This is a genomic window from Yoonia sp. (genome assembly GCF_965660735.1).
GTDB lineage: Bacteria > Pseudomonadota > Alphaproteobacteria > Rhodobacterales > Rhodobacteraceae > Yoonia.
The window spans coordinates 101,797-127,494 of record NZ_CBFIBD010000002.1 but is presented as its reverse complement, the minus strand read 5'-3'; the positions used below and the strand labels follow the sequence as shown (position 1 = coordinate 127,494).

Sequence of the window (25,698 nt, the reverse complement as noted above, 5' to 3'; positions counted from 1 at the left end):
GCGCCAGGGCGAACCATCATCGTGGGTAGGTTGGGTGAAACATGTTCCCGGGCGACAGCGTGAAAATCTCGGCCCCGTCGGAGGTGATTCCAATGGAATGTTCAAACTGCGCTGATAGTGATTTGTCGCGTGTCACAGCAGTCCAGTCATCGGCCAGCACTTTGGTTTCAGGACGGCCCAGGTTGATCATCGGTTCAATAGTAAAGAACATGCCTTCTTCAAGAACAGAACCGCTACCCGGGCGGCCATAGTGCAATACATTCGGCGGCGCATGAAAGACCCGGCCCAGGCCGTGCCCGCAGAAATCACGCACCACTGACATGCGGTTGCTTTCCGCAAAAAGCTGGATCGCATGGCCGATGTCGCCAAAGGTATTGCCGGGCTTTGCCGCTTCTATCCCCTTCATCAGGGCATCGTGAGTAACGTCGATCAGACGTTCGGCCTTGCGCGATGGGGTGCCTGCTACATACATCCGGCTGGTGTCGCCAAACCAGCCATCGACAATGACGGTGACGTCGATATTCAGGATATCGCCATCCTTCAGTTTCTTGTCCCCGGGGATGCCGTGACACACAACGTGGTTCACCGAAATGCAGCTGGCGTGTTGATACCCCTTGTAACCGATCGTGGCGGACGTCGCCCCTGCATCGGCAACCCATTGGGTGATCAGGCGGTCCAGTTCGCCCGTGGTCTGCCCGGGCACGACATGCGCTGCGATATCATCCAGTATCTGTGCGGCCAGCGCGCCAGCGACGCGCATGCCGGCAAAGTCGGAAGGGTCATGAATGCGGATCCCGTCTTTGGTCAGGCGGCCTGTATTGGTTTGCACGGAGCTTGTCCTTTTTCGTGGTTTGCGCCGACATAGGCCAAACGCAGGCAAAGTTCTAGGCCCTCACGTGGATCGGCGGACCAAGGTCTATCGCCTGCGGCGTGATCCGGCTGGATTGGGCCAAAACTTCTACGCCTGATGCCCGCGCAGTCGCAAAAGCCGCAGAATAGGCCGGGTCAATATCCCCGGCGAGCGCCATCGCTTCGCTGTCGGTCCGCTGGACGAGATAGAACATCACCGCCCGGTGTCCGGCCTGGACCATATTGGCCAGCTCGCGCAGGTGCTTCGCCCCGCGCGCCGTGACACTGTCGGGAAATTCGGCAAGGCCCGGCAGGCGTGAAAGTGTGACGCTTTTCACCTCGATATACGTGTCGGGACCGGGACCGCTCAGTAGGAAATCAATACGGCTGTTGGCACCGTATTTTACCTCGGGCCGGACCATATCATAGGGTGGCAGGCCGGGAACTTGATGTGCCATCAGTGCCGCCTTGAGAGCCATGTTCGGCACGGATGTATCAACCCCCGTGAAATGACCGTTTTCATGGTCCACCAGCCGCCAGCCGAATTTCAGCTTCTTCTTCGGGTCGTCGTTGGGTTCCACCCAGATTTTCATGCCCGGTTCCGCCAGCCCCAGCATTGATCCGGGGTTGGCGCAGTGTGCGGTCACCTCTTGCCCGTCCTCCAGCCGTATATCGGCCAGAAATCGTTTGTAGCGGCGGATCAGCCGGGCAGGGACAAGAGGCGTGGCAAATTCCATAACGCCCCCTATAACCTGACAGAGCAAAGAGGAGAACCACCCATGCCGAACCCCACTGCCGCCATGCTTGTCATCGGGGATGAAATCCTGTCGGGCCGCACCCGTGATGCCAACATGCACCATCTGGCCGGGCAGTTGACCGAATCGGGGATCGACCTGAAAGAGGTGCGTGTCGTCAGCGATGACGCCCCTGCAATCATTGCAGCGGTGCGCGCCTTGTCGGGTGCATTTGAACATGTCTTTACCAGCGGCGGTATCGGGCCGACACATGACGATATCACCGCCGATTGCATCGCGGCCGCGTTCGATGTGCCCATCGACGTGCGCGATGATGCCCGCGCGCTATTGCAGGCCCATTATGACCGGTCCGGGCAAGAGCTGAACACAGCCCGCCTGCGCATGGCGCGTATCCCGGACGGGGCCACGCTGATTGAAAACCCGGTCAGCACGGCCCCCGGTTTTATCCTGCGCAATGTCTATGTGATGGCTGGCGTGCCGTCTGTGTTTCAGGCCATGGTCGCAAGCGTGCTGCCAACGCTGACGGGGGGTGCGCCGCTGCTTTCGCGGACCTTGCGCGTTGTCCGGGGCGAAGGCGATATTGCCGGACCGCTGTCGGATTTCGCGCAGGAATTCACGGACCTGTCTGTCGGGTCCTATCCGTTCTTCAAGGATGGGGTGCACGGGTCCAACATCGTGGTCCGTGGCAGCGATGCCAACCGGCTCAGTGTGGCAATGGATGCGCTGGGCGCACTTTTCTCCGAATGAGCCTGCCCGACGCCAAAACGCTTTACGCCGTCGTCGAAGGCACATGGCCCGCTGCCTCCAAACGGTCGCTAGGGGCGTGGACGATCCGGCTTGGCGGCAGCGGCGGCAGCCGGGTCAGCGCCGCGACCGCAGATCAGCCTGTGACCGATGCCGACCTGCCAAAGGCCGAGGCGGCGATGCGTGACGCCGGGCAGATCCCGTTGTTCATGATCCGCGAAGGTGACGATGCGCTGGATGCGATGCTTGCGGCGCATGGATATGCCATAAAGGATCCGGTCAATATCTACGCAGCCCCAGTCGCGGCCGTCGCCACACGACGTCCCCCGCCTGTGACCACCTTTGATGTGTGGCCACCTTTGGCGGCGCAGGTCGAAATCTGGGCCGCAGGCGGCGTTGGCCCCGGAAGGATTGCCGTGATGGACCGCGCGCGCCATCCCAAGACAACGATATTGGGGCGGCTGAATGACAGGCCCGCTGGTACGGTTTTTATCGGCACGGCCGGAAACTGCGCCATGATCCACGCGCTTGAAATCGCGGCGGCGGACAGGCGGCAGGGGCTGGCGCGCTTCATGACGCAGGCTGGCGCATTCTGGGCGCAGGCACAGGGGATGGAATTTCTGACCCTTTTGACCACCCAAGCCAATGCGGGGGCAAATGCGCTCTACACTTCCCTCGGCATGACGCTTGTGGGAAAGTATCACTATCGGACCCTGACGGAGTAATCGCGTGACCGAAAAACCAACCGCACTTGACCTGCCAATGGTCGATCCGCTGCCCGCAAAGACACAGAAGTATTTTGACGTCTGCTTGGAAAAACTGGGGATGATCCCCAATGTGTTGCAGGCCTATGCCTTTGACGCCGACAAGCTGAACGCCTTTGTAGGGCTTTATAATGACGTCATGCTGGCCGACAGCGGGCTGTCGAAGCTGGAGCGCGAGATGATCGCGGTCGCAGTGTCGTCGATCAACAAATGCTACTACTGCCTGACGGCCCATGGGGCGGCGGTGCGGCAACTGTCGGGTGATCCGAAGCTGGGCGAAATGCTGGTGATGAACTGGCGCGTTGCCCCCTTGGATGCGCGGCAAAAGGCCATGCTGGAATTTGCCGAACTCATGACCGTGGCAAGCGCAAAGATCGAGGAAAAGCAACGTGATGCGCTGCGGCAGGTGGGGTTCACGGACCGCGATATCTGGGACATCGCGGCGACGGCGGGTTTTTTCAACATGAGCAACCGCATCGCATCGGCCACGGATATGCGCCCGAATGACGATTACCACGCGCAGGCGCGATGATTTTTCTACGGGTTGGCATCTTTCTTGCAATGGCGACGACTGCTGGCGCGCAAGTGCTGGACTTTCCCAGCAACGCCAGCCTTCAACAGACGGATACGCGGGCGCTGGACAGCTATGTGATGCCGATGGGCATCTGGGATCGCGGTGCGATGCCGACCGAAGTTGTCGAAGGGCAACTGACACAGCAGGCATGGCGGATCGACGCGGCAGGGCTGACGACCTTGCAGCTTTTGCGCCCCTTGCGCGAACAACTGCGCAACGCGGGCTATCAGATTATTTTCGATTGCCAGACAGAGGCCTGTGGCGGGTTCGATTTCCGATTTGCGGTCGACACGCTGCCACCGCCCGAAATGCAGATCAATATCGGTGATTTCCGGTTTCTGACGGCGCGGCGCGACGCGGAAAACGGCCCTGACTACATCAGCTTGTTTGTCAGCCGGACGGCGCAGGCCGGTTTCGTGCAGGTCACGCAGGTCACGGCGCCTGGGGCCGGGGCCCCCGAAACCGCGCCGCTGGCCATGGCTGATGCCAAGGTGCTGCAACCGCAGTCCGGCGATCAGGATGATCTGGCGGCACGGCTTGAAACGGTAGGTCATGCGGTTCTGGATGACCTGACGTTTGACACTGGATCGTCGGAACTGGCGGCAGGGGATTTTGCATCTTTACGGGCGCTGGCTGATTATCTTCAGGCTGATCCGGGCCGGGCCGTTGCACTTGTGGGACATACCGACGCCCAGGGGGCGCTGGAGACCAATATCGCGCTGTCCAAGCGTCGCGCCGGGTCGGTGCTGGAACGGTTGGTCGCCGATTACGGCGTCAACCGCCGCCAGTTGGCCGCTGAAGGCATGGGGTATCTTGCACCCATCGCCAGCAACCTGACCGAACAAGGCCGCGAGACGAACAGGCGCGTTGAGGCAATCATCACGTCAACGAACGACTGATGTGTCTTGATCGGTCAAGCGGCCTGACATCAGCGCGGCAAGGGCAACCATCGCGGTGGCCGTGCCCAGCACAAAAGCCAGCCCGCCAATCTGATAGGTCAGACCTGACAACAGTGTTCCGATCAAACGGCCCGCTGCATTCGCCATATAATAAAATCCAACGTCCATCGTCACCCGCTCTGTCTGCGTAAAAGCAAGAACGAGGTATGAATGCAGCGCGGAATTGACTGCGAAAATCGCCCCGAAAACCAACAGACCGGCAACCAGCGTGATGGTCAGCCATGTTGTCGGCCCCGGCGACAAAAACACTGCAATCGTCAACACAGCAGGCACAGCGCAGAGTGTCGTGGCCCATCCCTGTGCGGCGCGGATCAGCGCAGCTTCGGGGCGGCGGGCGGCGCGCAACAGTTTTGGCGCGATGGCCTGCACGATCCCGTAAAGGATGATCCAGACCGCCATGAACGTGCCGATCATGAAAAAGGCAGCCCTGTTGCCTTGTTCCGTGCCATCGGACAGAACGGCGTAGAAATAGATCGGAATACCCACGACAAACCAGACGTCGCGCGCACCGAACAAGAACACCCGCGCGGCTGACAGCCAGTTCAGATTGGCGGATTTCGAAAAGACCTCGGAAAACTTTGTGCCTTTGCGCCCCTTCGGCAAACCTTCTGGCATGAAGATAACAACCGCAATCAGGATCGCCGCCAGCACGATCGCCATGGCCAGCACCGCAAAGACAAACCCCAATGTGGCAAGCAACACAGTGCCCAGCAAGAACCCCACGCCCTTTACGGCGTTCTTTGAGCCGGTCATCACGGCGACCCAGCGAAACAGCCCGCCCTGCTCTGTGGGCGCCAGAAGTTTGACCGCTGATTTCGCTGACATCTTTGCAAGATCCTTGGCGACGCCGCTGGCCCCTTGCACGCACATGACAAAGACAACAGAGGCGCCGATGGCCCAGGACGGATCAAGTTGTGTCAACGCCAAAAGCGCCAGCACCTGCAACCCCAGCCCGACAAAAAGCGTTGCGGTCAGACCAAAACGCGCAGCGATCCATCCTGCCGAAAGGTTTGTCACGATCCCGGCGATTTCATAAAGGATAAATAGATATGCCAGCTGCACGGGCGAAAAGCCCAATGTGTGAAAATGCAGCAGCACCAGCATCCGCAGCGCCCCGTCTGTCAGCATAAAGGCCCAGTAGGCGGCTGTGACGGCGATATAGGCGGATAGACCGTCGGGCCTTTGGCTCACAACGTGGCCCCGACCATCAAGGCCACATCGACAAGTCGATGCGCATAACCCATTTCATTGTCATACCATGCGTAGATTTTGACCTGCGTGCCGTTGATCACCATGGTCGAGGGCGCATCGATAATGGTGGATCGGGTGTCATTGGTATAATCCGCCGATACCAGCGGGCGTGTCTCATAGCCCAATATACCCGCAAGCGGACCCTCGGCGGCGGCTTTGAAAAGGGCGTTCACGTCTTCTGCGGTGGTGGCGCGTTCGACCTCGAAAACACAATCGGTCAGCGAGGCATTCAACAGCGGCACCCGCACGGCGTGGCCGTTCAATCGCCCTTTCAGTTCGGGATAGATCAGCGTGATCGCAGTGGCCGATCCTGTGGTCGTCGGAATCAGAGAATTCAGCGCCGACCGCGCGCGCCGCAGATCCTTGGCCGGGCGGTCCACGATGGTCTGGGTGTTGGTCACGTCATGGATTGTCGTTATCGACCCGTGCCGGATGCCCAGATTTTCATGGATCACCTTGACCACCGGGGCAAGGCAGTTCGTGGTGCATGATGCGGCTGTGATGATCCGCTGCGTCGCCGGATCGTAGGTGCCGTGGTTGACGCCATACACAATATTCGCGGCGTTCCCGTCTTTGACCGGGGCCGATACAACAACCTTTTTGACGCCCGCGTCAAAGTATGGCGCGATTTTTTCGGCGCTCTTGAAAACGCCGGTGCAGTCGATCACCACGTCCACACCTTCCAGCGGCAGCTCGCCCAGGTTTCGTGTGCCAATGAAGGGCAGGCGCGCGCCGTCGATTGTCACGCTTTGTGCGTCATGTGAAAACGCCGCGTCCCAACGGCCATGAACGGTGTCAAACTCCAGCAGATGTGCGTGCATCTCAGGATCGCCCACCGCGTCGTTGATCCACGCGATCGTTGCCCCGCGGTCCAGCAGCGGTTTCAGGGCAAGTTTGCCGATACGACCAAGGCCGTTAAGTGCATAGGTGGTCATACTTGTTCCTCGGTCCGGGTGCGGCCAATTTCATCGACGGCGGATTGCAGCGATATCTGGTCCAGACTGTTCATCGGAAGCGCGGCAAACGCATCTATCCGCCGTTTCAGCGCGCCATAAGCATGTTGAAATGCAAGAGCTTTCTCGGCGTCTGTCCCAACTGCCTTGACCGGGTCAGGCATGCCCCAGTGACCGCTGAGGGCCTGGCCCTGCCATGGCGGGCATTCTTCGTTTGCGGCCTGATCGCACACCGTAAAGATGAAATCGATCTGGGGCGCATCCGGTCCGGTAAACTCGGACACGTGCTTTGCGCGCAAAACGGAAACATCATGGCCCTTGGCCGTAAGCACCTCTAGCGCGAAGGGGTTCAGTTCTGACCGGGGCGTGGTGCCCGCAGAATAGGCATTGAACAGATCGCCGGCAAATTTGCGCAGTATCGATTCTGCGAAAATCGACCGGGCGGAATTTCCGGTGCAAATAAACAGGACGCTAAATTTACGGTCTGACATGGGGATTTTTCCTGTGCTGAAAGGCAGGCAGATTTCTGGGCGGCCGCGACAACAATCGACAAGCAGGTAGCTGAACATCTGCTGAACGGTCTGCATGTGAACGGCATAGAGCCGCGACGTGCCTGCCCGTTCCTGCGCGATCAGATCCGCCTGTTCTAGGGCGGACAGATAGCTGGACATCGTGCTGGGCTTGATCCCAAGCGCGGTCGCCAGTTCGCCTGCAGGCACGTGGTCAGGATAGCGGCGCATGAGCAGCCGAAACACCGCAAGCCGTTGCGGGTGCCCAAGCACAGTGAGTTGGTCGGGAATCACTTTTTCCATAGTTCATGGATAAGTGAAATAATGGCTCTGGTAAAATGAAGCTTTTGTAACGGCACGCGTCGCGCGGAGTTTCATGAAAAAATGGTGGAGCCTAGGGGAGTCGAACCCCTGACCTCTTGCATGCCATGCAAGCGCTCTCCCAACTGAGCTAAGGCCCCATCCGGCAACGATCTGTTGCGCAGTGCTGTCTATGCAGCGCGCGGGGCGAGATCAAGTAAAAATCACGCCCGGCGCATCGAATTTATTCGTCGTCGTCCTTGGCCACGTCTGCCAGTTCGTCCAACGACACTGTATCGTCGTCATCATCTTCCAGCACATCATCGCCCAGATCGACGTCGTCTTCATCGTCGTCATCATCGTCGAGAACCAGATCGTCCTCTTCACTGGCCTCTGTCATCTTCTTGGACTGCGCGTCTTCTGCATCCGCGACCATGGTGCGGGTCTTGGATGTATCGACGGCCACTTCCTTGCCCGTGTAGGGGCTGATGATTGGTGTCGCGTTCAGGTCGTAAAAGCGTTTGCCGGTTTCAGGGCAAACACGCTTTGTGCCCCACTCTTCCTTAGGCATAGGCTATCCCTTCAAAATCTTGGTCAGTCCCTTGCGGGTGATCGATGCCAACTGCCATAAGCAGCTTATGGTGTCAAAGCCTTTGGCATCGGTGAATTACGAAAGTTGGATATGGGCCGCCACACGCTTGAAGGCAACCCCCCGATTGAGGTGACCCTGCGCCGTTCTGCGCGGGCGAAACGGTTATCGCTGCGCGTGTCGCGGCTGGATGGACGGGTAACGCTGACGCTGCCACAGCGGTCGCCCGAACGCGAGGGGATCGCGTTTCTGCAAAGTCGCGAGGATTGGCTGCGTGGACACCTGAACCAGATGGCGCCGATCAACGCCGTCAGGATCGGCGGAACCGTTCCTTTTGAAGGGCGTGATATGCCGATTCGTGCTGCCGTGGGACGGCGCGCGCAGATTGCACAGGATCACCTGCTGGTCCCGTCGGATGATACGGTGGGGGCACGCGTAAAGGCCCTGCTGAAGACGGCGGCGCGTGACAGGCTTGCTGCGGCATCAGACCATTATGCGGCCCTGTTGGGCCGACCCTATGTCCGGTTATCTCTGCGCGATACCCGATCACGTTGGGGGTCTTGTTCCAGTCACGGCACGCTGATGTATTCATGGCGCCTGATCATGGCCCCCCCCCGCGTCCTGCACTATGTCGCCGCCCACGAGGTCGCGCATCTGGCGGAGATGAACCATGCACCCGCGTTTTGGGAAACCGTTGCCCGGCTCTATCCAGATTATAAGATCTGCCGCGATTGGCTGCGTCAAAATGGTGATCAGTTGCATCGGGTGCGCTTCGATGATTGACGAACTTCGGTTTTGTGATCACATACTGTGCGATGCTAATTCAACCCCGCCCTATTGATCCATCGACGGCTGCCCACGAACGGGTTTATCGCGCGTTGCGCACCCGTATCATGCACGGAGAGATCGCCCCCGGCGCGGCCCTTACCTTGCGCGGGATCGGCAAGACCTATGATGTGTCAATGACCCCCGCGCGCGAGGCCGTGCGCCGGTTGGTCGCCGAAGGGGCGCTGTCGCTGTCTTCGTCCGGGCGGGTATCCACGCCAGCCCTGTCGAATGATCGGATCGAGGAACTCGCGACCCTGCGTGCGCTGTTGGAATCAGAGCTAGCCTCGCGTGCGCTGCCCCGTGCGCATCTGGCGCTGATTGACCGGCTTGAGACGATCAACAGCGGCGTCAGCCAGATGATCGCGCGACATGATGCGGCAGGCTATATCCGGATGAACCTTGAATTTCATCGCACGCTTTATCTGCGCGCGCAGGCCCCGGCGATGCTGGCGATGACGGAAACGGTCTGGCTTCAGCTTGGGCCGACCATGTGCGCACTTTATGGCCGGTTGAACCGCAAGGAACCCCCCTATCACCACAAGCTGATCCTGGCGGCCTTGAAGGCCGGCGATGAACCCGGTCTGCGTTTGGCCGTGCGCACAGACGCGACGCAGGGTTTGCGGATGCTCAAGGGATAGCGGTGTAGTGGTCCAGCTCGGCAAGGACCAAGTTCAGCAGACGGCGGAAATCCTGTGCCGGCATGCCAAGCCCATAGGCCAGTTCCGTCACGAATTCATATTCTGCCGGCAGCATACGCCCACTGTGCATGGTAATCAGCAGGGCCGCATAGACCATCACATCTTTTTCACGATCGCGCAGACCTGCGCCGAAACCGATATAATCCTTGGTATCAAGGTCCAGAACGGCATGGTCTGCCATATGAATGATATCGGCTGTCGGAAAGTTTCGTCGCGTCAGTCGCTTGGCGGCGCGACCGATCAGGCGCAGTTCATTTGAACCGACCAGCCCGTCGCATTTGGCAGCGTGGCACATCACGGAAACGATCCTGAGCGCGGCCTTGTTGCGCATCGGACCTTTGGGATCATACCCCAGCAGAGATCGCGACCGCCGCCAGATCACTGCAAACAACCCAAGCCCGACAGCCGCAAGCAGGCCATAAGTCTGGAGATTGCGTTCAAGGCTGTTGCGGGCGACTGCAGGAATGTCTGCCGCAATCAGGTCGAGCGACTGCGCAGTGATCATCTGATCGGTGGTCATGGGCCGATCTTCGGTCTTGCAGTTGTCATCCGAGAGCGCGTACCGCAGAACATCATTGGTCAAGGGATGACGAAACAGCCGAAAGCTGCGCGTTACATAGCAAAGCGCCAGATTTTCCCCGTTTGCCCCCGCAATCTGCGTGCTGGAGACAAATTCAAGCTGCTGCGTCAGCCCAATTTCGCCTGTCAACGCATGCGCCGGCAGGCTGGAACCAACCACCAGCAGCATCGCAAAAACAAGCTTTTTCATTATATTCTCGGATAAGTTTACTCGATACCTCGTAAGTAGAACGCTAAAAATATGGCACCGTTATGGTGTCTTGCGACGCGCACTGCATCGAATTTCGGGACAATGCGCGCCCAATTCGATGAATGTTGCGCGTCACGGAGGCAGATCTTACCTGCCCCGCCACGATAAATCACGCGTGAATGGCGCCATCACCGCAAGCAAGCGCGGCCTCGCGCACGGCTTCGGAATAGGTTGGGTGCGCGTGACAGGTGCGCGCCAGATCCTCTGCGGCGGCGCCGAATTCCATGGCGACGCAAATTTCGTGTATCAGGTCGCCCGCCATCGGCCCGATGATATGGGCACCCAATATGCGGTCGGTTTCCTTGTCAGCCAGAATTTTCACGAAACCTTCGCCCGCGAAGTTCGCCTTGGCGCGGGCATTGCCCATAAAGGGGAATTTACCAACCTTATAGGCACGCCCTTGTTCTTTCAGGGTTTCCTCGGTTTCGCCGACATTGGCGACCTCGGGGTGGGTATAGATCACGCCGGGGATCACGCCATAATTCACATGGCCATGCTGACCGGCGATAACCTCGGCGACGGCCATGCCTTCATCCTCGGCCTTATGCGCCAGCATGGGCCCTGTGATCGTGTCTCCGATGGCATAGATGCCTGCGACATTGGTCGCATATTTCCTATCGGTCTTGACCTGACCACGGTCCGTGACATCAACCCCCAGTGCATCAAGTCCCAACCCCTCGGTAAAGGGTTTGCGCCCCGTCGCGACCAGCACGGTGTCGGCCTTGAGGGCGTGTTCGCTGTCATCCTTGCGCAGCTTATACGTGACAGTCGCCTTGCTGCTTTTGACGGCGACACCTTGCACCGCGGCCCCGAGAATGAATTTCAGCCCCTGTTTGGTCAGCATCTTCTGGAATTGACGCGCGATTTCGGCATCCATTCCGGGGGTGATGCCGTCAAGGTATTCGACGACGGTCACATCCGCGCCCAGACGGGCATAAACAGACCCCAGTTCCAGCCCGATCACACCCGCGCCGATGACGACCAGTGTTTTCGGAATCTTGCCAAGTTCCAGCGCACCGGTGGATGTCACGACCGTTTTTTCATCGACCTCGACACCGGGCAGGATCGCGGCCTCTGACCCTGTGGCGACGACGATATGTTTCGCTTCGTGGACGTCATCGCCGACCTTGACCTTGCCTGCCTGGGGGATGGTGGCCCAGCCCTTGATCCAGTCTACTTTGTTCTTTTTGAACAAAAATTCGATGCCGCCGGTGTTCTGGGCAATCGTGTCGTTCTTGTAGGCCAGCATCTGTTTCCAGTCGACCGAGGGCGCCTTGCCCTTCAGCCCCATGGTGCCAAAGTTATGTTCGGCCTCATGCAGCAGATGGGTGGCGTGCAGCATTGCCTTGGACGGGATGCAGCCCACGTTCAGGCAGGTGCCGCCCAGCGTTTCGCGGCCCTCGACGCAGGCCACCTTCATGCCCAGTTGGGCGCAACGGATCGCGCAGACATAGCCGCCGGGGCCGGCACCGATTACGATGACATCATAGCTGGACATGGGTGTCTCCTTTGGGTGTCAGATCAGGGCTGACAGTAACATGAGCATGGTTGAGAGGAACCCCACAAACCAGACCAGCGATCGCCAGGGGGTGAGGCCGAAATAATAGGCGGGGATATAAAAGACGCGCGCACCCAGATAGGTCCAGGCGCAGGCTGCGGAAAACCCGGTGTTCTTGTCACCAAGGCTGATGACGACGACGGCGATGGTGAACAGGATCAGCGCCTCGAAATGGTTATTCAGCGCGCGGAACAGGCGACCCGTTTTCGGGCTGACCTGTTCGATCAGCGGTTTGCCAAGGCGATCTGGGTCACGCGGCCCGGCTGTTTTGGCGGGGCCAAGTTCGAGGTTCGCGGGCACGGACATCAGGACGAATTGGATACCTTGAAGCAGGCCCGCGAGGGTGAGGACGGTGAGTTCGGGGGTCATCAGGTCACAGCAGCGGCAAGAGCATCATCACCAGACCGGCCAAAGATGCAAAAAACGCGACGGACCGCACCAAGGGGATGCCGGACGCATAGGCCGGGATATAAGCCACCCGTGCCCAGAACCAGACAGCAGCGCCCAAGGCCGATGTGGCGTTGCCCAGTGCGGTCACGGCAAGGATTAAAGCGAGCGCGACGAAGGCAGGAAAGGTTTCCAGATAATTACGCAAGGCACGTTCTATGCGGCCTGCCATAAAGTTTTGTTCGCGTTTCTCGTCCTGCGGTCCCAGTGCCCAGCCGAGTCCCTTGCTCAGGTCGCTGAACGTGGCCTGCACCAGCACATGCACGATCAGAAGGATAACGCCGTAAACGAGATATTGGAGTTCTGGAGTCATTGCATATCCTTTCGAGGATCAATTCGGCAAACGCAAGTCAACGGCCCTTGGGGCGCGACCAAACCGGGCAGCCCCGAACCCCTTGGTTTGACGGGACGGGGGCCGCTCTGTTTGTTTCTAGAGATCCATCAGCAACCGCCGTGGATCCTCCAGCGCTTCTTTCACGCGCACAAGGAATGTTACGGCGCCCTTGCCATCGACAATCCGGTGGTCATAGGACAGGGCCAAATACATCATGGGCTTGATCACGACCTGCCCGTTGATTGCCATGGGCCGGTCCTGAATCTTGTGCATCCCCAAAATCCCCGACTGCGGGGGATTGAGGATGGGCGAGGACATGAGCGAGCCATAGACGCCGCCGTTCGAGATGGTAAAGGTGCCGCCCTGCATTTCAGCCATACTCAGCTTGCCGTCGCGGGCCTTGGCGCCCATTTCGGCAATCGCCTTTTCGATGCTGGCGAATGACATCTGGTCGGCGTCGTTGATCACCGGCACGACAAGGCCGGTGGGCGTGCCCGCCGCAATCCCCATGTTAACATAGTTTTTATAAACCACATCGGTGCCGTCGATTTCGGCGTTGACCTCTGGCACCTCGTTCAGGGCATGCACGCAGGCCTTGGTGAAAAAGGACATGAAACCCAGTTTCACGCCGTGCTTTTTCAAAAACAGGTCTTTGTATTCGTTGCGCAGGGCCATCACCTCGGTCATGTCGACCTCGTTGTAGGTGGTCAGCATGGCGGCGGTGTTCTGGCTGTCTTTCAGGCGCTTTGCGATGGTCTGGCGCAGACGGGTCATCTTCACCCGTTCTTCGCGGTCGGCTTGCGCGGCAGGAACGGGCGCGCGGGGCGCGGCGGCGGGTGCGGGGGCGCCGGATTTTTCGGACAAGGCTTTCAGCACGTCCTCTTTCATTACGCGGCCATCCTTGCCGGTGCCCTGCACATCCGTCAGATCATTTTCCGCCATCAGCTTCTTGGCTGACGGGGCGTCTTCTACATCCTTCTTCGCCTCTGCGGGGGCGGCTTCGGCTTTGGGTGCTTCCTTTGGTGCTTCCTTGGTGGCCTCTGCCTTGGGGGCTGGTGCCGCATCGCCTTCGGCGATCTGGGCCAGCAGCGCGTCAACGCCGACGGTGTCACCCTCGGCGGCGACGATTTCGGACAGGGTGCCGGCGACGGGGCTTGGCACCTCGACCGTGACCTTGTCTGTCTCAAGCTCGCACAGCATTTCATCGACGGCCACGGCATCGCCGGGCTGTTTGAACCATGTGGCGACCGTGGCCTCGGTCACGGATTCGCCAAGTGTGGGGACGCGGACTTCGGTGGTCATTGCTTTGATCCTTCGATGGTCAGGGCGTCATTCACGAGCGCCTGTTGTTGTGCTTTGTGTTGGCTGGCAAGGCCGGTTGCAGGGCTGGCTGCCGCGGCGCGCCCAGCATAGGCGGGCCGCGTGTGTTTGGCCTTGATGCGGGTCAGAACCCATTCGATGTTGGGTTCCATAAAGCTCCATGCGCCCTGGTTCTTGGGTTCTTCCTGGCACCAGACCATTTCGGCATTCTTGAACCGTTCCAGTTCGTTTACCGCCGACTGTGCGGGGAAAGGATAGAATTGTTCGAACCGCAGAATATAAACATCGTCGATGCCACGGGCGTCGCGTTCTTCCAGCAGGTCGTAATAAACCTTGCCCGAACACATCACGACGCGCTTGATCTTGTCATCGGCTGCCAGTGTCGTGTCGGAATTGCCGTGCTGGGCGTCATCCCACAGAACGCGGTGGAAACTGGACCCGGTGGTGAATTCCTCGGCCCGGGATACCGCCATCTTGTGCCGCAAAAGCGATTTTGGCGTCATCAGGATCAGCGGTTTGCGGAATGTCCGGTGCAGCTGGCGGCGGAGCAGGTGGAAATAGTTTGCGGGCGTCGTGCAATTCGCCACGATCCAGTTATCGCCGCCGCACATCGTCAGGAACCGTTCCAGACGGGCGCTGGAATGTTCCGGCCCTTGCCCTTCATAGCCATGCGGAAGCAGGCAGACGAGGCCGGACATGCGCAACCATTTGCTTTCGCCGGATGAAATGAACTGGTCGAACATGATTTGCGCGCCGTTGGCGAAATCGCCGAACTGCGCCTCCCACAGGGTCAGGGCGTTGGGTTCGGCCAGCGAATAGCCGTATTCGAACCCCAGCACCGCATATTCCGACAGCATCGAATCGATGACCTCGTAATGCGCCTGCCCCTTGCGAATGTGATTCAGCGGGTAGTAGCGATCTTCGTTTTCCTGATTGACCAAGGCCGAATGTCGCTGGCTGAATGTGCCGCGGGTGCTGTCCTGACCGGACAGACGCACAGGGTAACCTTCGGTAAGCAATGACCCAAAGGCCAGCGCCTCGCCCGTAGCCCAGTCGATACCTGTTCCGGTTTCGAACATCTGCGCCTTGGCCTCCAGCAGTCGGCCAACGGTCTTGTGCAAGGGAAACCCGTCTGGCGCGGTGGACAGCGCGCGCCCGATATCCTTGAACGTGGCCCCGTCGATTGCGGTCACGCCGCGCTGATAATCATCTTTTTCGCGGTCAAGGTGCGACCATTTCCCGTCCAGCCAGTCTGCCTTGTTGGGCTTATAGGTTTTGCCCGCTTCGAATTCTTCGTTCAGGTGGGCCTGAAACGCGGCTTTCATATCCTCGATCTCGCCTTCGGGGATCAGTCCATCTCTCACCAGCCGCTCGGTATAGAGCGTCAGCGTGGTCTTTTGTTTCTTGATCTTCTTGTACATCACCGGGTTGGTGAACATCGGCTCGTCGCCTTCGTTGTGACCAAAGCGGCGGTAGCAAATGATATCCAGCACCACGTCCTTGTGGAACTTCTGGCGGAATTCCGTGGCGACCCGGGCGGCATGCACCACAGCTTCGGGGTCGTCGCCGTTGACGTGGAAAATAGGCGCTTCGACCATCAATGCGATGTCCGTGGGATAGGGAGAGCTGCGCGAGAAATGCGGCGCGGTCGTGAACCCGATCTGGTTGTTGACCACGATATGCATGGTGCCACCGGTCTTGTGGCCGCGCAGGCCTGACAGGCCAAAGCCCTCGGCAACCACGCCCTGACCGGCAAAGGCTGCATCACCGTGCAGCAGGATGGCCATTACCTTGGTGCGGTCATCGTCGTTCTTCTGATCCTGTTTGGCGCGGACCTTGCCCAGGACAACGGGGTTCACGGCTTCCAGGTGGGACGGGTTCGCGGTCAGTGACAGGTGGACGGTATTGTCATCAAACGTCCGGTCGCTGGATGCGCCAAGGTGGTATTTCACGTCCCCCGATCCATCCACGTCTTCGGGCTTGAACGACCCGCCCTGAAATTCGTTAAAGATCGCGCGGTAGGGTTTTTCCATCACGTTGGCCAACACCGACAGACGGCCCCGGTGCGGCATGCCGACGACGATTTCTTCCAGTCCCAGCTGGCCGCCGCGCTTGATGATCTGTTCCATCGCGGGGATCAGGCTTTCGCCACCATCAAGGCCGAAACGCTTGGTGCCCATGTATTTGACATGTAAAAACTTCTCAAAGCCTTCTGCATCGACAAGCGCCTTGAGGATCGCCTTGCGCCCTTCCTTGGTAAAGGCAATTTCCTTGCCGTAGCCTTCGATACGTTCCTTTAGCCAACCGGCTTCTTCGGGGTTGGAAATGTGCATGTATTGCAGCGCGAAAGTGCCGCAATAGGTACGCTGAACGATGGCCATGATCTCGTTCATCGTGGCGACTTCGAGGCCCAGAACGTTGTCGATAAAGATCGGGCGATCCATGTCCCTGGCGGTAAAGCCATAGTTGGCAGGGTCCAGTTCCGGGTGCGGTTTTGTTTCGCGCATGCCAAGCGGGTCAAGATCGGCAATCAGGTGACCCCGGATGCGGTAGGCGCGGATGATCATCAGCGCGCGGATGCTGTCGAGCACGGCGTTGCGGACCTGTTCCTCGGACAGTTCCACACCTTTGTCGGCGGCCTTTGCCTTGATCTTGTCGCCGGCGGCCTTGGGTTCAGCGGGCCATTGCCCGTCAAGGGCAGCAGTCAGGTCGTCATTGGGAACGGGTGGCCAGTCGGTGCGCGCCCAGGACGGGCCTGCTGCTTCTGCTTGCGCATCTGCGGGGCTGTCGCCAAGGCTGCGGAAAAACGCTTGCCAGCTTTCATCGACCGCGCCGGGGTTGTCGGCATAGCGGGCATACAGCTGTTCCACATATTCGGCGTTATGCCCCTGCAAAAAGCTGGAAGCATGGAAGACGTCATTCGGGGATTGGTCGGTCATGGTCGCACCCTTGGTTTCATACGGACGGGCAGGGACGAGCCCCCGCCCGCAGGTCGGTGTGTCGGGATGATCCCCGACCTACCCGATCGCTTTCAGCACAGCCTCGCCCAGTGTTGCGGGGCTGTCGGCCACGACAATGCCCGCGGCATTCATCGCTTCGATCTTGGATTCCGCGTCGCCTTTGCCACCCGCGACAATCGCACCGGCGTGACCCATGCGGCGGCCCGGAGGGGCCGTGCGCCCGGCGATGAAACCGGCGGTGGGTTTCCAGCGGCCAGCCTTGCGTTCGTCGGCAAGGAACTGGGCGGCATCCTCCTCGGCGGAGCCACCGATTTCGCCGATCATGATGATGGATTGCGTTTCAGGATCGGCAAGGAACATTTCCAGCACGTCGATATGTTCGGTCCCTTTGATCGGGTCGCCGCCGATGCCCACGGCGGTGGACTGGCCAAGGCCGCTGTCAGAGGTCTGCTTGACCGCTTCATAGGTCAGCGTGCCGGAACGGGACACAACGCCGACCGACCCGCGCTTGTGGATATGGCCGGGCATGATGCCGATCTTGCAGGCGTCAGGCGTGATGACACCGGGGCAATTTGGCCCGATCAGACGCGATTTCGACCCTTCCAGCGCGCGCTTGACCTTCATCATGTCCAGCACGGGGATGCCTTCGGTGATGCAGATGATCAGTTCCATTTCGGCGTCGATCGCCTCAAGGATACTGTCCGCGGCAAACGGCGGGGGCACATAGATGACCGATGCGTTGGCTTCGGTTACATGCTTGGCCTCGTGGACCGAGTTGAAGATCGGCAGGTCAAGGTGTGTCTGCCCGCCCTTGCCGGGGGTCACGCCGCCGACCATCTTGGTGCCATAGGCAATCGCTTGTTCCGAGTGGAATGTCCCCTGCGAACCGGTGAGGCCCTGACAGATGACTTTGGTGTTTTCGTTGACGAGAATGGCCATGTGGGCCTCCTTGGAAATCTTGCTGTAGGGTGGGGTTCACCCCACCGATGAGGGAGCACGGCGGGGTGAACCCCGCCCTACGATTAACCTTTGACGGCTTTCACGATCTTCTGTGCGCCGTCTTTCAGGTCGTCGGCGGCGATGACGTCAAGGCCGGAGTTGTTGATGATCTCTTTGCCCTTTTCGACGTTCGTGCCTTCCAGACGCACGACGAGTGGAACCTTCAGGCCCACCTCTTTCACAGCCGACACCACGCCTTCGGCGATGACGTCGCAGCGCATGATGCCGCCAAAGATGTTGACCAGAATGCCTTTGACGTTGGGGTCGGATGTGATGATCTTGAACGCCTCGGTTACCTTTTCCTTGGTCGCGCCACCGCCCACATCAAGGAAGTTGGCAGGCTCGGCCCCGTAAAGTTTGATGATGTCCATCGTCGCCATGGCCAGGCCCGCGCCGTTGACCATGCAGCCGATTTCACCGTCCAGTGCGATATAGTTCAGATCGTATTTCGACGCTTCCAGCTCCTTGGAGTCTTCCTCGGTTTCGTCGCGCAGGGCGGCGATGTCGGCGTGGCGATACAGCGCGTTGCCGTCGAACGATACCTTGGCATCCAGCACCTTCAGATCGCCCTTGTCTGTCACGATCAGCGGGTTGATTTCCAGCATCTCCATGTCTTTTTCGGTGAACGCCTTGTAAAGCTGCCCCATCAGCGTCACGCATTGTTTGACCTGCGGACCGGTCAGGCCCAGCGCGAAGGCCACCCGGCGGCCATGGAACGGCTGGTAGCCGGTGGCGGGGTCCACGGTGAAGTTCAGGATTTTTTCAGGGGTCGATGCGGCGACTTCCTCGATGTCCATTCCGCCCTCTGTCGAACAGACGAACCCGATGCGGCTGGTTGCGCGATCCACCAGAAGGGCAAGATACATTTCCGTTTCGATCCCGGAACCGTCCTCGATGTAGATGCGGTTGACCTGTTTGCCTGCCGGACCGGTCTGATGCGTGACCAATGTGCGGCCCAGCATGCGTTTCGCCTCGGTCGCTGCTTCCTCAACAGATTTGGTAAGCCGCACACCGCCTGCTTCGCCTGCATCGGCTTCCTTGAACTTGCCTTTGCCGCGGCCACCTGCGTGGATCTGCGCCTTGACAACCCACAGCGGGCCGTCAAGTTCGCCTGCGGCAGATTTGGCTTCTTCTGCGCGTGTGACAGGGCGACCGTCGGAAACAGGGGCGCCATAGCTGCGCAGCAGGGCTTTGGCCTGATATTCGTGGATGTTCATAGGGACATGTCCAATTTGGCTTCGATTGCCCTATCTAAAACACAGCCTATGAACAGTTTCTAACCGAAATCACCATTACACATGAATATTCGAACATTTGTGATCACAGTTTTTCAGGGTGTGATCACAAATGACGGCCCTGAAACGCGCTCTCGTCAACTTCTCGAGATTCGGGAGCGGGATCGCTGAAAATTCACCGTGGTCCGACTCTGCCGTGTGATGCGCGTAACGAAAAAGGGCCGCCCGTGGGCGACCCTTTGGTGTTCAATGGGCGACCAGATCAGGCAAGGCTGCTGTCGATTTCCTTGCAGGCAGCGACCAGGCCTTTGACCGCATCGACGGATTTGTCGAACATTGCCTGTTCGGCCTTGTTCATCTTGATCTCGACCACCCGCTCGATGCCACCGGCGCCGATGATTGTCGGCACGCCGACATAGAACCCATCAAGACCATAGGCGCCCTCGACATGGGCGGCACAGGGCAGCAGGCGTTTCTGATCTTTCAGATAAGCCTCGGCCATTTCGATGGCAGAGGTGGCAGGCGCATAAAATGCGGAACCGGTTTTCAGCAGGCCGACGATTTCGGCACCTCCGTCACGGGTGCGCTGCACAATGGCGTCCAGTTTGTCTTGTGTGGTCCAACCCATCTCGATCAGATCGGGCAGGGGAATGCCGGCGACGGTGGAATAACGGGTCAGCGGCACCATCGTGTCGCCGTGGCCGCCCAGTACAAAGGCCGACACATCGCGCATGGAAACGTTGAATTCCTCAGCCAGGAAATGGCGGAACCGTGCGCTGTCCAGCACACCGGCCATGCCACAGACCTTTTCGGCGGGCAGGCCGGAAAATTCGCGCAGTGCCCAGACCATCGCATCCAGCGGGTTGGTGATGCAGATGACAAAAGCGTCGGGCGCATGGGCCGCAATGCCTTCGCCCACGGATTTCATGACCTTGAGGTTGATCCCCAGCAGATCATCACGCGACATGCCGGGCTTGCGCGGCACACCTGCGGTCACGATGCAGACATCGGCACCTGCGATATCGGCATAGTCGTTGGTGCCCTTGAAGCTGCCGTCGAATTTTGCCGACGGTCCGGATTCGGCGATATCAAGCGCCTTGCCTTGGGGGAAACCTTCGGCAATGTCGAAAAGCACAACATCGCCGAGCTCTTTGACAGCGGCGAGGTGCGCGAGCGTGCCGCCGATCTGTCCGGCGCCGATAAGGGCAATCTTGGGTCTGGCCATGGAACTTTGATCCTCTGGTGTGGTTTGGATTTGGCCGTGGGGGTAAGCCTTTGACGGGCCGCTGGCAAGGGTGCTGCGCTGCGGCATCACAAATTACAGCGTGGTCAATGGCGCGGCTGCGCAGTAACGAAGTGCAAACAACAGACGTTATAGGGGCGTGATGTGCTTGAATTTGATTGGCAATTCTTTGCTGTGGGCATTCCTGCAATCATGTTTGCCGGAATATCCAAAGGTGGTTTCGGATCTGGTGCAGCATTTGTCGGGGGTGCGATTCTGGCGCTTGTCGTGCCGCCGGGGGCCGCATTGGGGATCGTCTTGCCGCTTTTGATGGTGATCGACGCGGCCACGCTGAAACCTTATTGGCGACAATGGCACTGGCCCTCGGCCAAGGGAGTGATTGTTGGTGCGGTCCCGGGGATCGCGATTGCTGCGCTGATCTATGCCTTTGTGGATGCGGATATGTTCCGCCTGCTGATCGGTGTAATCTGTCTTGCGTTTGTCGCGTTTCAGGTCAGCCGCGCAAGGGGCTGGCTGAAAGTACCGCACATCGCGTTTTCGCAGCTTTTCGCGTGGGTTGCGGGCCTTGTGGCCGGGTTCACCAGTTTCATCAGTCATGCCGGTGGCCCGCCGGTGGCCGTTTTCCTGTTGTCGCAGGGGATGGCCAAGACAACCTATCAGGCGACCACCGTTATCACGTTCTGGGCGATCAACTGGATCAAGGTCTTGCCCTATGCCTATCTGGGGATTTTCAGCTGGGACACCTTGATGGGCAGCATCGCACTGGCGCCTTTTGCCGTGGTCGGGGCGCTTATTGGCGTGCGCGCGCATCATCTGGTGCCCGAACGGCTGTTTTTCGCGATTACCTATGTATTGTTGGTGGTGACGGGGCTGCGGCTGATCTGGCTGGCGCTGACGTGATTCGCATGTGCCGGCTCACGCGCCCTGTTCGATGCCGGGCAGGGCGTCGTTCAACTGCTGGAACGCCTGACCGGCGGCGACAAGGCAAGTCGGCCCGCCCGGCGTTGTCACCGTGATGGTCCAGCTTCCGGTATCCATGGATGCAAACACCTCGACCAGTGTATTGTCATCGCCCAACCCGATGGATTGGCGGCTTTCGCCATAATGTTCGGACAGACGCGCCACGACGGTGCCGTGATCGGCGCAGCTGCGCGCCTGCGCTTGCGCGTGATTGGCTGCCAGCAGCATCGCGCCGATGCCAAAGGACAGAAGGAACAGATTGCGTTTCATTTCATTCACCTTGATGCAATGGGGACCGCGGCGTTTCGCTGGCGGTCAGCAAGTGGTGGACAGTTTGAAATCAATTTGCCGCAAATTGGTTAACGCACCGTAACGATGGCCGTTGCTGCAATGCGGCAATCAGCCCTTGAATGAATGGCGCTTTTCTGGCCTTTTTCACGCAACATTATTACAAGGAAGATTCGATGCAGGACCGCCCCCACCGTTCAGCCCTATATATTCCCGGTTCCAAGGATCGGGCGTTGGACAAGGCCCGTGGCCTGCCCGTCGATATGATCCTGTTCGATCTGGAGGATGCCGTCACCCCCGACGCCAAGATTGCCGCCCGTGACACGCTTTACGCTGCACTGGCAGCGGGCGGTTACGGCCCCCGGCTGAAAATTGTGCGAATCAATGCGCTGGATACGCCGTGGGGGGTGGAAGACGCCGCCGCCGTTGCTGCGATGGCGTGTGACGGTGTGTTGCTGCCCAAGGTCAACGGCCCCGGCGATGTGGATGCGTTGGCGGGTCTGGTGCCGGACCTGCCGATCTGGGCGATGATGGAAACGCCGCAGGGGGTGCTGAATGCCGCCGCGATTGCCGCGCATCCGCGGATTGCGGGGTTCGTGCTGGGCACCAATGATCTGGCCAAGGATATGAATTCGCGTGGGCGCACCGCCTTGATGATGTCGTTGCAGCACTGCCTGTTGGCGGCCAAGGCGGCGCGGATCGTGGCGCTGGATGGCGTTTATAATGCCTTCAAGGATGATGACGGCCTGCGCGCCGAATGTGCCGAGGGGCGTGACATGGGCTTTGACGGCAAAACCCTGATACATCCCGCACAGATCGCGATTGCGAACGCAGAATTTGGTCCATCCGAGGATGAAATCGCCCTTGCCCGCCGCCAGATCGCCGCGTTCGAAGCGGCCGAGGCCGAAGGGCAGGGGGTGGCCGTCGTGGATGGCAAGATCGTAGAGAACTTGCATATCGTCACCGCCCGCGCGACCTTGGCCAAAGCCGAAGCCATCGCCGCATTGGAGAGCGCATGATTTATCTTATCCTTGGTCTGATCCTGTGGTCGGGCACGCATTTCTGGAAACGACTGGCCCCGGCGCATCGCGCGTCATTCGGGGACAAGGGCAAGATGGTCGTCGCGATCGGGTCGCTGGCCGGTCTGGTGCTGATGATTGTCGGTTATCGCATGGCCGAAACGACATTCTATTGGGGCCGCTCCCCTGCGATGACGGGTATCAACAACCTGCTGATGTTGCTGTCGTTTTACCTGTTCGCCGCCAGCGGATCAAAGGCGAGGATCACGCAATATATCCGCCATCCGCAACTGACGGCGGTGGTGATCTGGTCGGTCGCGCATTTGCTGGTGAACGGCGACACCGCGTCCTTTGTGCTGTTCGGCGGGCTGTTGGTCTGGGCCACGTCTGAAATGGCACTGATCAACCGCGCGAACCCGAACTGGACACCCGGCCCCGACGTGCCGATGAAAAAAGAGATATCTGCCGTCGTCGCGACCGTGATTGTCTTTGTCGTCGTATCGGGCGTGCATATCTGGCTTGGCTATAACCCGTTTGGATAAATCCATGAAAATCTACCGGCTGTTGACCGAAGACGACACATCGGCGTTCTGCCACAAGGTGTCGGACGCACTGTCCAAAGGATGGGAACTGTATGGCGATCCGACCTATGCCTATGATCACGCCAATGGCGTCATGCGCTGCGGGCAGGCGGTCACCAAGGAAATCGACATACCCTATTCGTCCGACATGAAGCTGGGCGCACAATGACCAAGACAAACGCAGGCCGGTTTTTTGAAGATTACGCCGTTGGCGATGTGATCCACCACGCGGTGCCGCGCACCATTTCAGGGGGGGAAAGGGCGCTTTACCATGCGCTTTATCCGGCACGCGGGGCGCTTTATTCGTCGGATGAATTCGCGCGGGCCTGTGGATTGCCCGCGTCGCCGGTGGATGATCTGATCACCTTTCACACGGTTTTCGGCAAGACGGTTCCGGATGTGTCGCTGAATGCTGTGGCCAATCTGGGCTATGCCGACGGGCGCTGGCTGGCGCCGGTCTATCCCGGTGACACGCTGACTGCGACGTCACAGGTGATCGGGGTCAAGCAGAACTCCAACGGGAAAAGCGGTGTCGTGTGGGTGCGCACCACTGGGCGCAACCAGCGGGGGATTGATGTCCTGCGCTATGTCCGCTGGGTCATGGTGCGCAAGCGGGGGGATGGACCCGCGCCGGAACCGGTGATTCCTGTGCTGCCGGCGGTGGTCGCGGCAGGCGATCTGGTGGTGCCGGACGGGCTGACCTTTACCAACTACGATTTCGCGCAGGCGGGTGAACGGCATCGGCTGATCAATTATGGTGTTGGCGAAATTATCGACCACGTGGACGGCGTGACCGTGGAAGAGGCCGAGCACATGTTGGCCACACGTCTGTGGCAGAACACCGCCAAGGTGCATTTCGATGCCACCCAGCGGGCGGATGGCAAGCGGCTGATCTATGGCGGGCATGTGATTTCGCTGGCGCGGGCGCTGTCGTTCAACGGGCTGGCCAATGCGCAGATGATTGTGGCGCTGAATGGCGGTGCCCATGCGAACCCCTGTTTCGCGGGCGACACGGTGCGTGCCTGGTCAGAGGTGCTTGACGTGGCTGAAACGGCGGCGCATGGCGTCGGCGCGATCCGGCTGCGGCTGGTGGCGACCAAGGGGTCCGCGGGAGTGCTGCGCGGCGATGACGGAAAATATCACGCGGACGTCCTGCTTGATTTGGACTACTGGGCGCTAATCCCAACTTAAACAGTTTGGAATATTTGTGATCACAGTATTTTTTTCTGTGATCACAAAGTACTAAAATCTGCAAAATCGCGTCACTTTTTCACAGTTTGTCCGCGTTGGGCGGCGTGACTCTGCCTGCGGAATGGTGCAGAACAGGGTGACTGCCGCGACCTGTCTCAGGCCGCCAATCCAACGAAGGGATGACACATGGCCGATGTGAACCGGGGCAACCGCCCGCTTTCGCCGCACCTGACGATTTACCGCCCGCAGCTAACCTCTATGACATCGATCTTTGTGCGCCTGACGGGGAACGCCCTGTTGGTGGCCGCGCTGATGATCGTCTGGTGGTTCATTGCCGCAGCAACCGGGCCAGAGGCGTTTGCCCGCGCCAATGGTTTCGTGACCAGCTGGTTTGGTGATCTGGTGATGTTCCTGTCGGTCTGGGCCGTCTGGTACCACATGTTCGGCGGTATCCGGCACCTGATCTGGGACAGCGGCCATATGCTTGATGTCGAACGTTCTGAAAATGCAGGGATTGTGATGATCATCGCGTCCGTGCTGTTCACCATCTTCACCGTCATCGTGCTTTGGTAAGGGGGGCGCAGCATGGCTTTTCTGACTGACCGTAAACGCGCCGAAGGCTTGGGGTCTGCCAAATCCGGCACCGAACACCACTGGCACATGATCGTGACTTCCGTGGCCCTGGTGGGGCTTGTGCCGCTGTTTTTATTCACGTTCGGCGCAATCCTTGGATCAAGCCATGAGGAAGTGATTGCCTATTATCAGCGCCCGTTCCCTGCGATCGTGGCAATTCTGACCATGGGCGTGGGTTTCCTGCACTTCAGCAAGGGTGTGCAAACCTTGATCGAGGATTACGTCCATGGTTTCGCCCGCAAGGTGCTGATCATCGCGATGATCTGCCTGTCCTATTCTGCTGCTGCCGTTGCGATTTACGCAATCGTGCGCATCGCCCTTTGATTTT

At 59.3% G+C, this 25,698-nt stretch carries 29 protein-coding genes and 1 tRNA gene; 13 read left to right on the top strand and 17 right to left on the bottom strand.

The features are described 5' to 3' along the window. Positions 1-16: 16 nt before the first annotated feature. Together map and sfsA are read right to left on the bottom strand one after the other, a co-directional pair. Entirely contained in the window at positions 17-829 is an 813-nt protein-coding gene (gene map, locus ACTG4B_RS01935) for a type I methionyl aminopeptidase (RefSeq protein ID WP_439153987.1), read from the bottom strand. A 55-nt stretch (positions 830-884) separates the two neighbouring features. After that, on the bottom strand, positions 885-1,586 hold the full coding sequence (gene sfsA / locus ACTG4B_RS01930; RefSeq protein ID WP_439153986.1) for a DNA/RNA nuclease SfsA: 702 nt from the start codon (positions 1,584-1,586) through the stop codon (positions 885-887). A 42-nt stretch (positions 1,587-1,628) separates the two neighbouring features. On the opposite strand from sfsA, the gene ACTG4B_RS01925 reads away from it, so the two are divergent. From ACTG4B_RS01925 to ACTG4B_RS01910, 4 genes are read left to right on the top strand one after another with little or no spacing between them, the layout of a single operon-like run. After that, positions 1,629-2,351 carry a competence/damage-inducible protein A gene (locus ACTG4B_RS01925; protein ID WP_439153985.1) on the top strand — a complete coding sequence of 241 codons (723 nt, stop codon included), beginning with the start codon at positions 1,629-1,631 and terminating at the stop codon, positions 2,349-2,351. Further along, positions 2,348-3,073, top strand: coding sequence for a GNAT family N-acetyltransferase (locus ACTG4B_RS01920; protein WP_439153984.1), 726 nt, complete (start codon positions 2,348-2,350; stop codon positions 3,071-3,073). Before ACTG4B_RS01925 ends, ACTG4B_RS01920 begins: the two co-directional genes overlap by 4 nt. A 4-nt stretch (positions 3,074-3,077) precedes the next feature. Then, on the top strand, positions 3,078-3,644 hold the full coding sequence (locus ACTG4B_RS01915) for a peroxidase-related enzyme (protein WP_439153983.1): 567 nt from the start codon (positions 3,078-3,080) through the stop codon (positions 3,642-3,644). Continuing rightward, positions 3,641-4,585: an OmpA family protein gene (locus ACTG4B_RS01910; protein WP_439153982.1), complete on the top strand. Its 945-nt coding sequence runs from the start codon at positions 3,641-3,643 to the stop codon at positions 4,583-4,585. The genes ACTG4B_RS01915 and ACTG4B_RS01910 overlap by 4 nt, the downstream gene beginning before the upstream one ends. Here the strand turns inward: ACTG4B_RS01910 and arsJ are convergent. The 5 genes from arsJ to ACTG4B_RS01885 form a co-directional block, all read right to left on the bottom strand. After that, a complete protein-coding gene (arsJ, locus tag ACTG4B_RS01905; protein WP_439153981.1) occupies positions 4,571-5,836 on the bottom strand; it encodes an organoarsenical effux MFS transporter ArsJ in 1,266 nt (421 codons plus the stop codon). The genes ACTG4B_RS01910 and arsJ overlap by 15 nt on opposite strands. After that, positions 5,833-6,831 carry an ArsJ-associated glyceraldehyde-3-phosphate dehydrogenase gene (locus tag ACTG4B_RS01900; protein WP_439153980.1) on the bottom strand — a complete coding sequence of 333 codons (999 nt, stop codon included), beginning with the start codon at positions 6,829-6,831 and terminating at the stop codon, positions 5,833-5,835. Before ACTG4B_RS01900 ends, arsJ begins: the two co-directional genes overlap by 4 nt. Then, positions 6,828-7,661: a helix-turn-helix domain-containing protein gene (locus ACTG4B_RS01895; RefSeq protein ID WP_439153979.1), complete on the bottom strand. Its 834-nt coding sequence runs from the start codon at positions 7,659-7,661 to the stop codon at positions 6,828-6,830. The genes ACTG4B_RS01900 and ACTG4B_RS01895 overlap by 4 nt, the downstream gene beginning before the upstream one ends. An 82-nt stretch (positions 7,662-7,743) precedes the next feature. Then, positions 7,744-7,819: transfer RNA gene (locus ACTG4B_RS01890), tRNA-Ala, on the bottom strand. Positions 7,820-7,902: 83 nt separating this feature from the next. Further along, on the bottom strand, positions 7,903-8,229 hold the full coding sequence (locus ACTG4B_RS01885) for a TIGR02300 family protein (protein ID WP_439153978.1): 327 nt from the start codon (positions 8,227-8,229) through the stop codon (positions 7,903-7,905). Positions 8,230-8,340: 111 nt separating this feature from the next. Here ACTG4B_RS01885 and ACTG4B_RS01880 point away from each other — a divergent pair, with 111 nt between their 5' ends. Both ACTG4B_RS01880 and ACTG4B_RS01875 read left to right on the top strand, forming a co-directional pair. Next, positions 8,341-9,030 (top strand): M48 family metallopeptidase, encoded by a 690-nt coding sequence (locus tag ACTG4B_RS01880; protein WP_439153977.1) that lies wholly within the window; start codon positions 8,341-8,343, stop codon positions 9,028-9,030. Between the two features lie 32 nt (positions 9,031-9,062). Next, positions 9,063-9,713, top strand: a complete 651-nt coding sequence (locus tag ACTG4B_RS01875) for a GntR family transcriptional regulator (protein ID WP_439153976.1) — start codon at positions 9,063-9,065, stop codon at positions 9,711-9,713. Here ACTG4B_RS01875 and ACTG4B_RS01870 read toward each other — a convergent pair. From ACTG4B_RS01870 to mdh, 9 genes are all read right to left on the bottom strand, one after another. Beyond that, positions 9,703-10,542, bottom strand: coding sequence for a TerB family tellurite resistance protein (locus tag ACTG4B_RS01870; protein ID WP_439153975.1), 840 nt, complete (start codon positions 10,540-10,542; stop codon positions 9,703-9,705). The two genes, ACTG4B_RS01875 and ACTG4B_RS01870, sit on opposite strands and share 11 nt — an antisense overlap. A gap of 169 nt (positions 10,543-10,711) precedes the next feature. Next, the gene (gene lpdA, locus ACTG4B_RS01865) at positions 10,712-12,100 is read right to left on the bottom strand and encodes a dihydrolipoyl dehydrogenase (protein ID WP_439153974.1); all 1,389 of its coding nucleotides are present in this window, start codon (positions 12,098-12,100) and stop codon (positions 10,712-10,714) included. Between the two features lie 18 nt (positions 12,101-12,118). Then, a complete protein-coding gene (locus tag ACTG4B_RS01860; RefSeq protein ID WP_439153973.1) occupies positions 12,119-12,529 on the bottom strand; it encodes an MAPEG family protein in 411 nt (136 codons plus the stop codon). Between the two features lie 4 nt (positions 12,530-12,533). Next, the gene (locus ACTG4B_RS01855) at positions 12,534-12,920 is read right to left on the bottom strand and encodes an MAPEG family protein (protein ID WP_439153972.1); all 387 of its coding nucleotides are present in this window, start codon (positions 12,918-12,920) and stop codon (positions 12,534-12,536) included. Positions 12,921-13,037: 117 nt separating this feature from the next. Then, on the bottom strand, positions 13,038-14,243 hold the full coding sequence (odhB, locus tag ACTG4B_RS01850) for a 2-oxoglutarate dehydrogenase complex dihydrolipoyllysine-residue succinyltransferase (protein WP_439153971.1): 1,206 nt from the start codon (positions 14,241-14,243) through the stop codon (positions 13,038-13,040). Further along, a complete protein-coding gene (locus tag ACTG4B_RS01845; RefSeq protein WP_439153970.1) occupies positions 14,240-17,200 on the bottom strand; it encodes a 2-oxoglutarate dehydrogenase E1 component in 2,961 nt (986 codons plus the stop codon). The genes odhB and ACTG4B_RS01845 overlap by 4 nt, the downstream gene beginning before the upstream one ends. A 78-nt stretch (positions 17,201-17,278) precedes the next feature. Beyond that, the gene (gene sucD, locus ACTG4B_RS01840) at positions 17,279-18,160 is read right to left on the bottom strand and encodes a succinate--CoA ligase subunit alpha (protein ID WP_439153969.1); all 882 of its coding nucleotides are present in this window, start codon (positions 18,158-18,160) and stop codon (positions 17,279-17,281) included. Positions 18,161-18,243: 83 nt separating this feature from the next. Beyond that, entirely contained in the window at positions 18,244-19,437 is a 1,194-nt protein-coding gene (gene sucC / locus ACTG4B_RS01835) for an ADP-forming succinate--CoA ligase subunit beta (protein ID WP_439153968.1), read from the bottom strand. 280 nt (positions 19,438-19,717) lie between these two features. After that, positions 19,718-20,680 carry a malate dehydrogenase gene (mdh, locus tag ACTG4B_RS01830; RefSeq protein WP_439153967.1) on the bottom strand — a complete coding sequence of 321 codons (963 nt, stop codon included), beginning with the start codon at positions 20,678-20,680 and terminating at the stop codon, positions 19,718-19,720. Between the two features lie 162 nt (positions 20,681-20,842). Here mdh and ACTG4B_RS01825 point away from each other — a divergent pair, with 162 nt between their 5' ends. After that, a complete protein-coding gene (locus ACTG4B_RS01825; RefSeq protein WP_439153966.1) occupies positions 20,843-21,598 on the top strand; it encodes a sulfite exporter TauE/SafE family protein in 756 nt (251 codons plus the stop codon). Positions 21,599-21,613: 15 nt separating this feature from the next. On the opposite strand, the gene ACTG4B_RS01820 is transcribed toward ACTG4B_RS01825, so the two are convergent. After that, positions 21,614-21,928, bottom strand: a complete 315-nt coding sequence (locus tag ACTG4B_RS01820) for a hypothetical protein (RefSeq protein WP_439153965.1) — start codon at positions 21,926-21,928, stop codon at positions 21,614-21,616. 194 nt (positions 21,929-22,122) lie between these two features. Here ACTG4B_RS01820 and ACTG4B_RS01815 point away from each other — a divergent pair, with 194 nt between their 5' ends. The 6 genes from ACTG4B_RS01815 (at position 22,123) to sdhD (ending at position 25,694) form a co-directional block, all read left to right on the top strand. Continuing rightward, positions 22,123-22,965, top strand: coding sequence for an HpcH/HpaI aldolase/citrate lyase family protein (locus ACTG4B_RS01815; RefSeq protein WP_439153964.1), 843 nt, complete (start codon positions 22,123-22,125; stop codon positions 22,963-22,965). Further along, positions 22,962-23,507, top strand: coding sequence for an NnrU family protein (locus tag ACTG4B_RS01810; protein WP_439153963.1), 546 nt, complete (start codon positions 22,962-22,964; stop codon positions 23,505-23,507). Before ACTG4B_RS01815 ends, ACTG4B_RS01810 begins: the two co-directional genes overlap by 4 nt. A gap of 4 nt (positions 23,508-23,511) precedes the next feature. Continuing rightward, positions 23,512-23,715: a DUF1737 domain-containing protein gene (locus ACTG4B_RS01805; protein WP_439153962.1), complete on the top strand. Its 204-nt coding sequence runs from the start codon at positions 23,512-23,514 to the stop codon at positions 23,713-23,715. Then, complete coding sequence (locus ACTG4B_RS01800) at positions 23,712-24,737, top strand: MaoC family dehydratase (RefSeq protein WP_439153961.1); 1,026 nt, start codon at positions 23,712-23,714, stop codon at positions 24,735-24,737. The genes ACTG4B_RS01805 and ACTG4B_RS01800 overlap by 4 nt, the downstream gene beginning before the upstream one ends. 186 nt (positions 24,738-24,923) lie before the next feature. After that, on the top strand, positions 24,924-25,310 hold the full coding sequence (sdhC, locus tag ACTG4B_RS01795; protein ID WP_439153960.1) for a succinate dehydrogenase, cytochrome b556 subunit: 387 nt from the start codon (positions 24,924-24,926) through the stop codon (positions 25,308-25,310). A gap of 12 nt (positions 25,311-25,322) precedes the next feature. After that, entirely contained in the window at positions 25,323-25,694 is a 372-nt protein-coding gene (gene sdhD, locus ACTG4B_RS01790; protein WP_439153959.1) for a succinate dehydrogenase, hydrophobic membrane anchor protein, read from the top strand. Positions 25,695-25,698 lie beyond the last annotated feature (4 nt).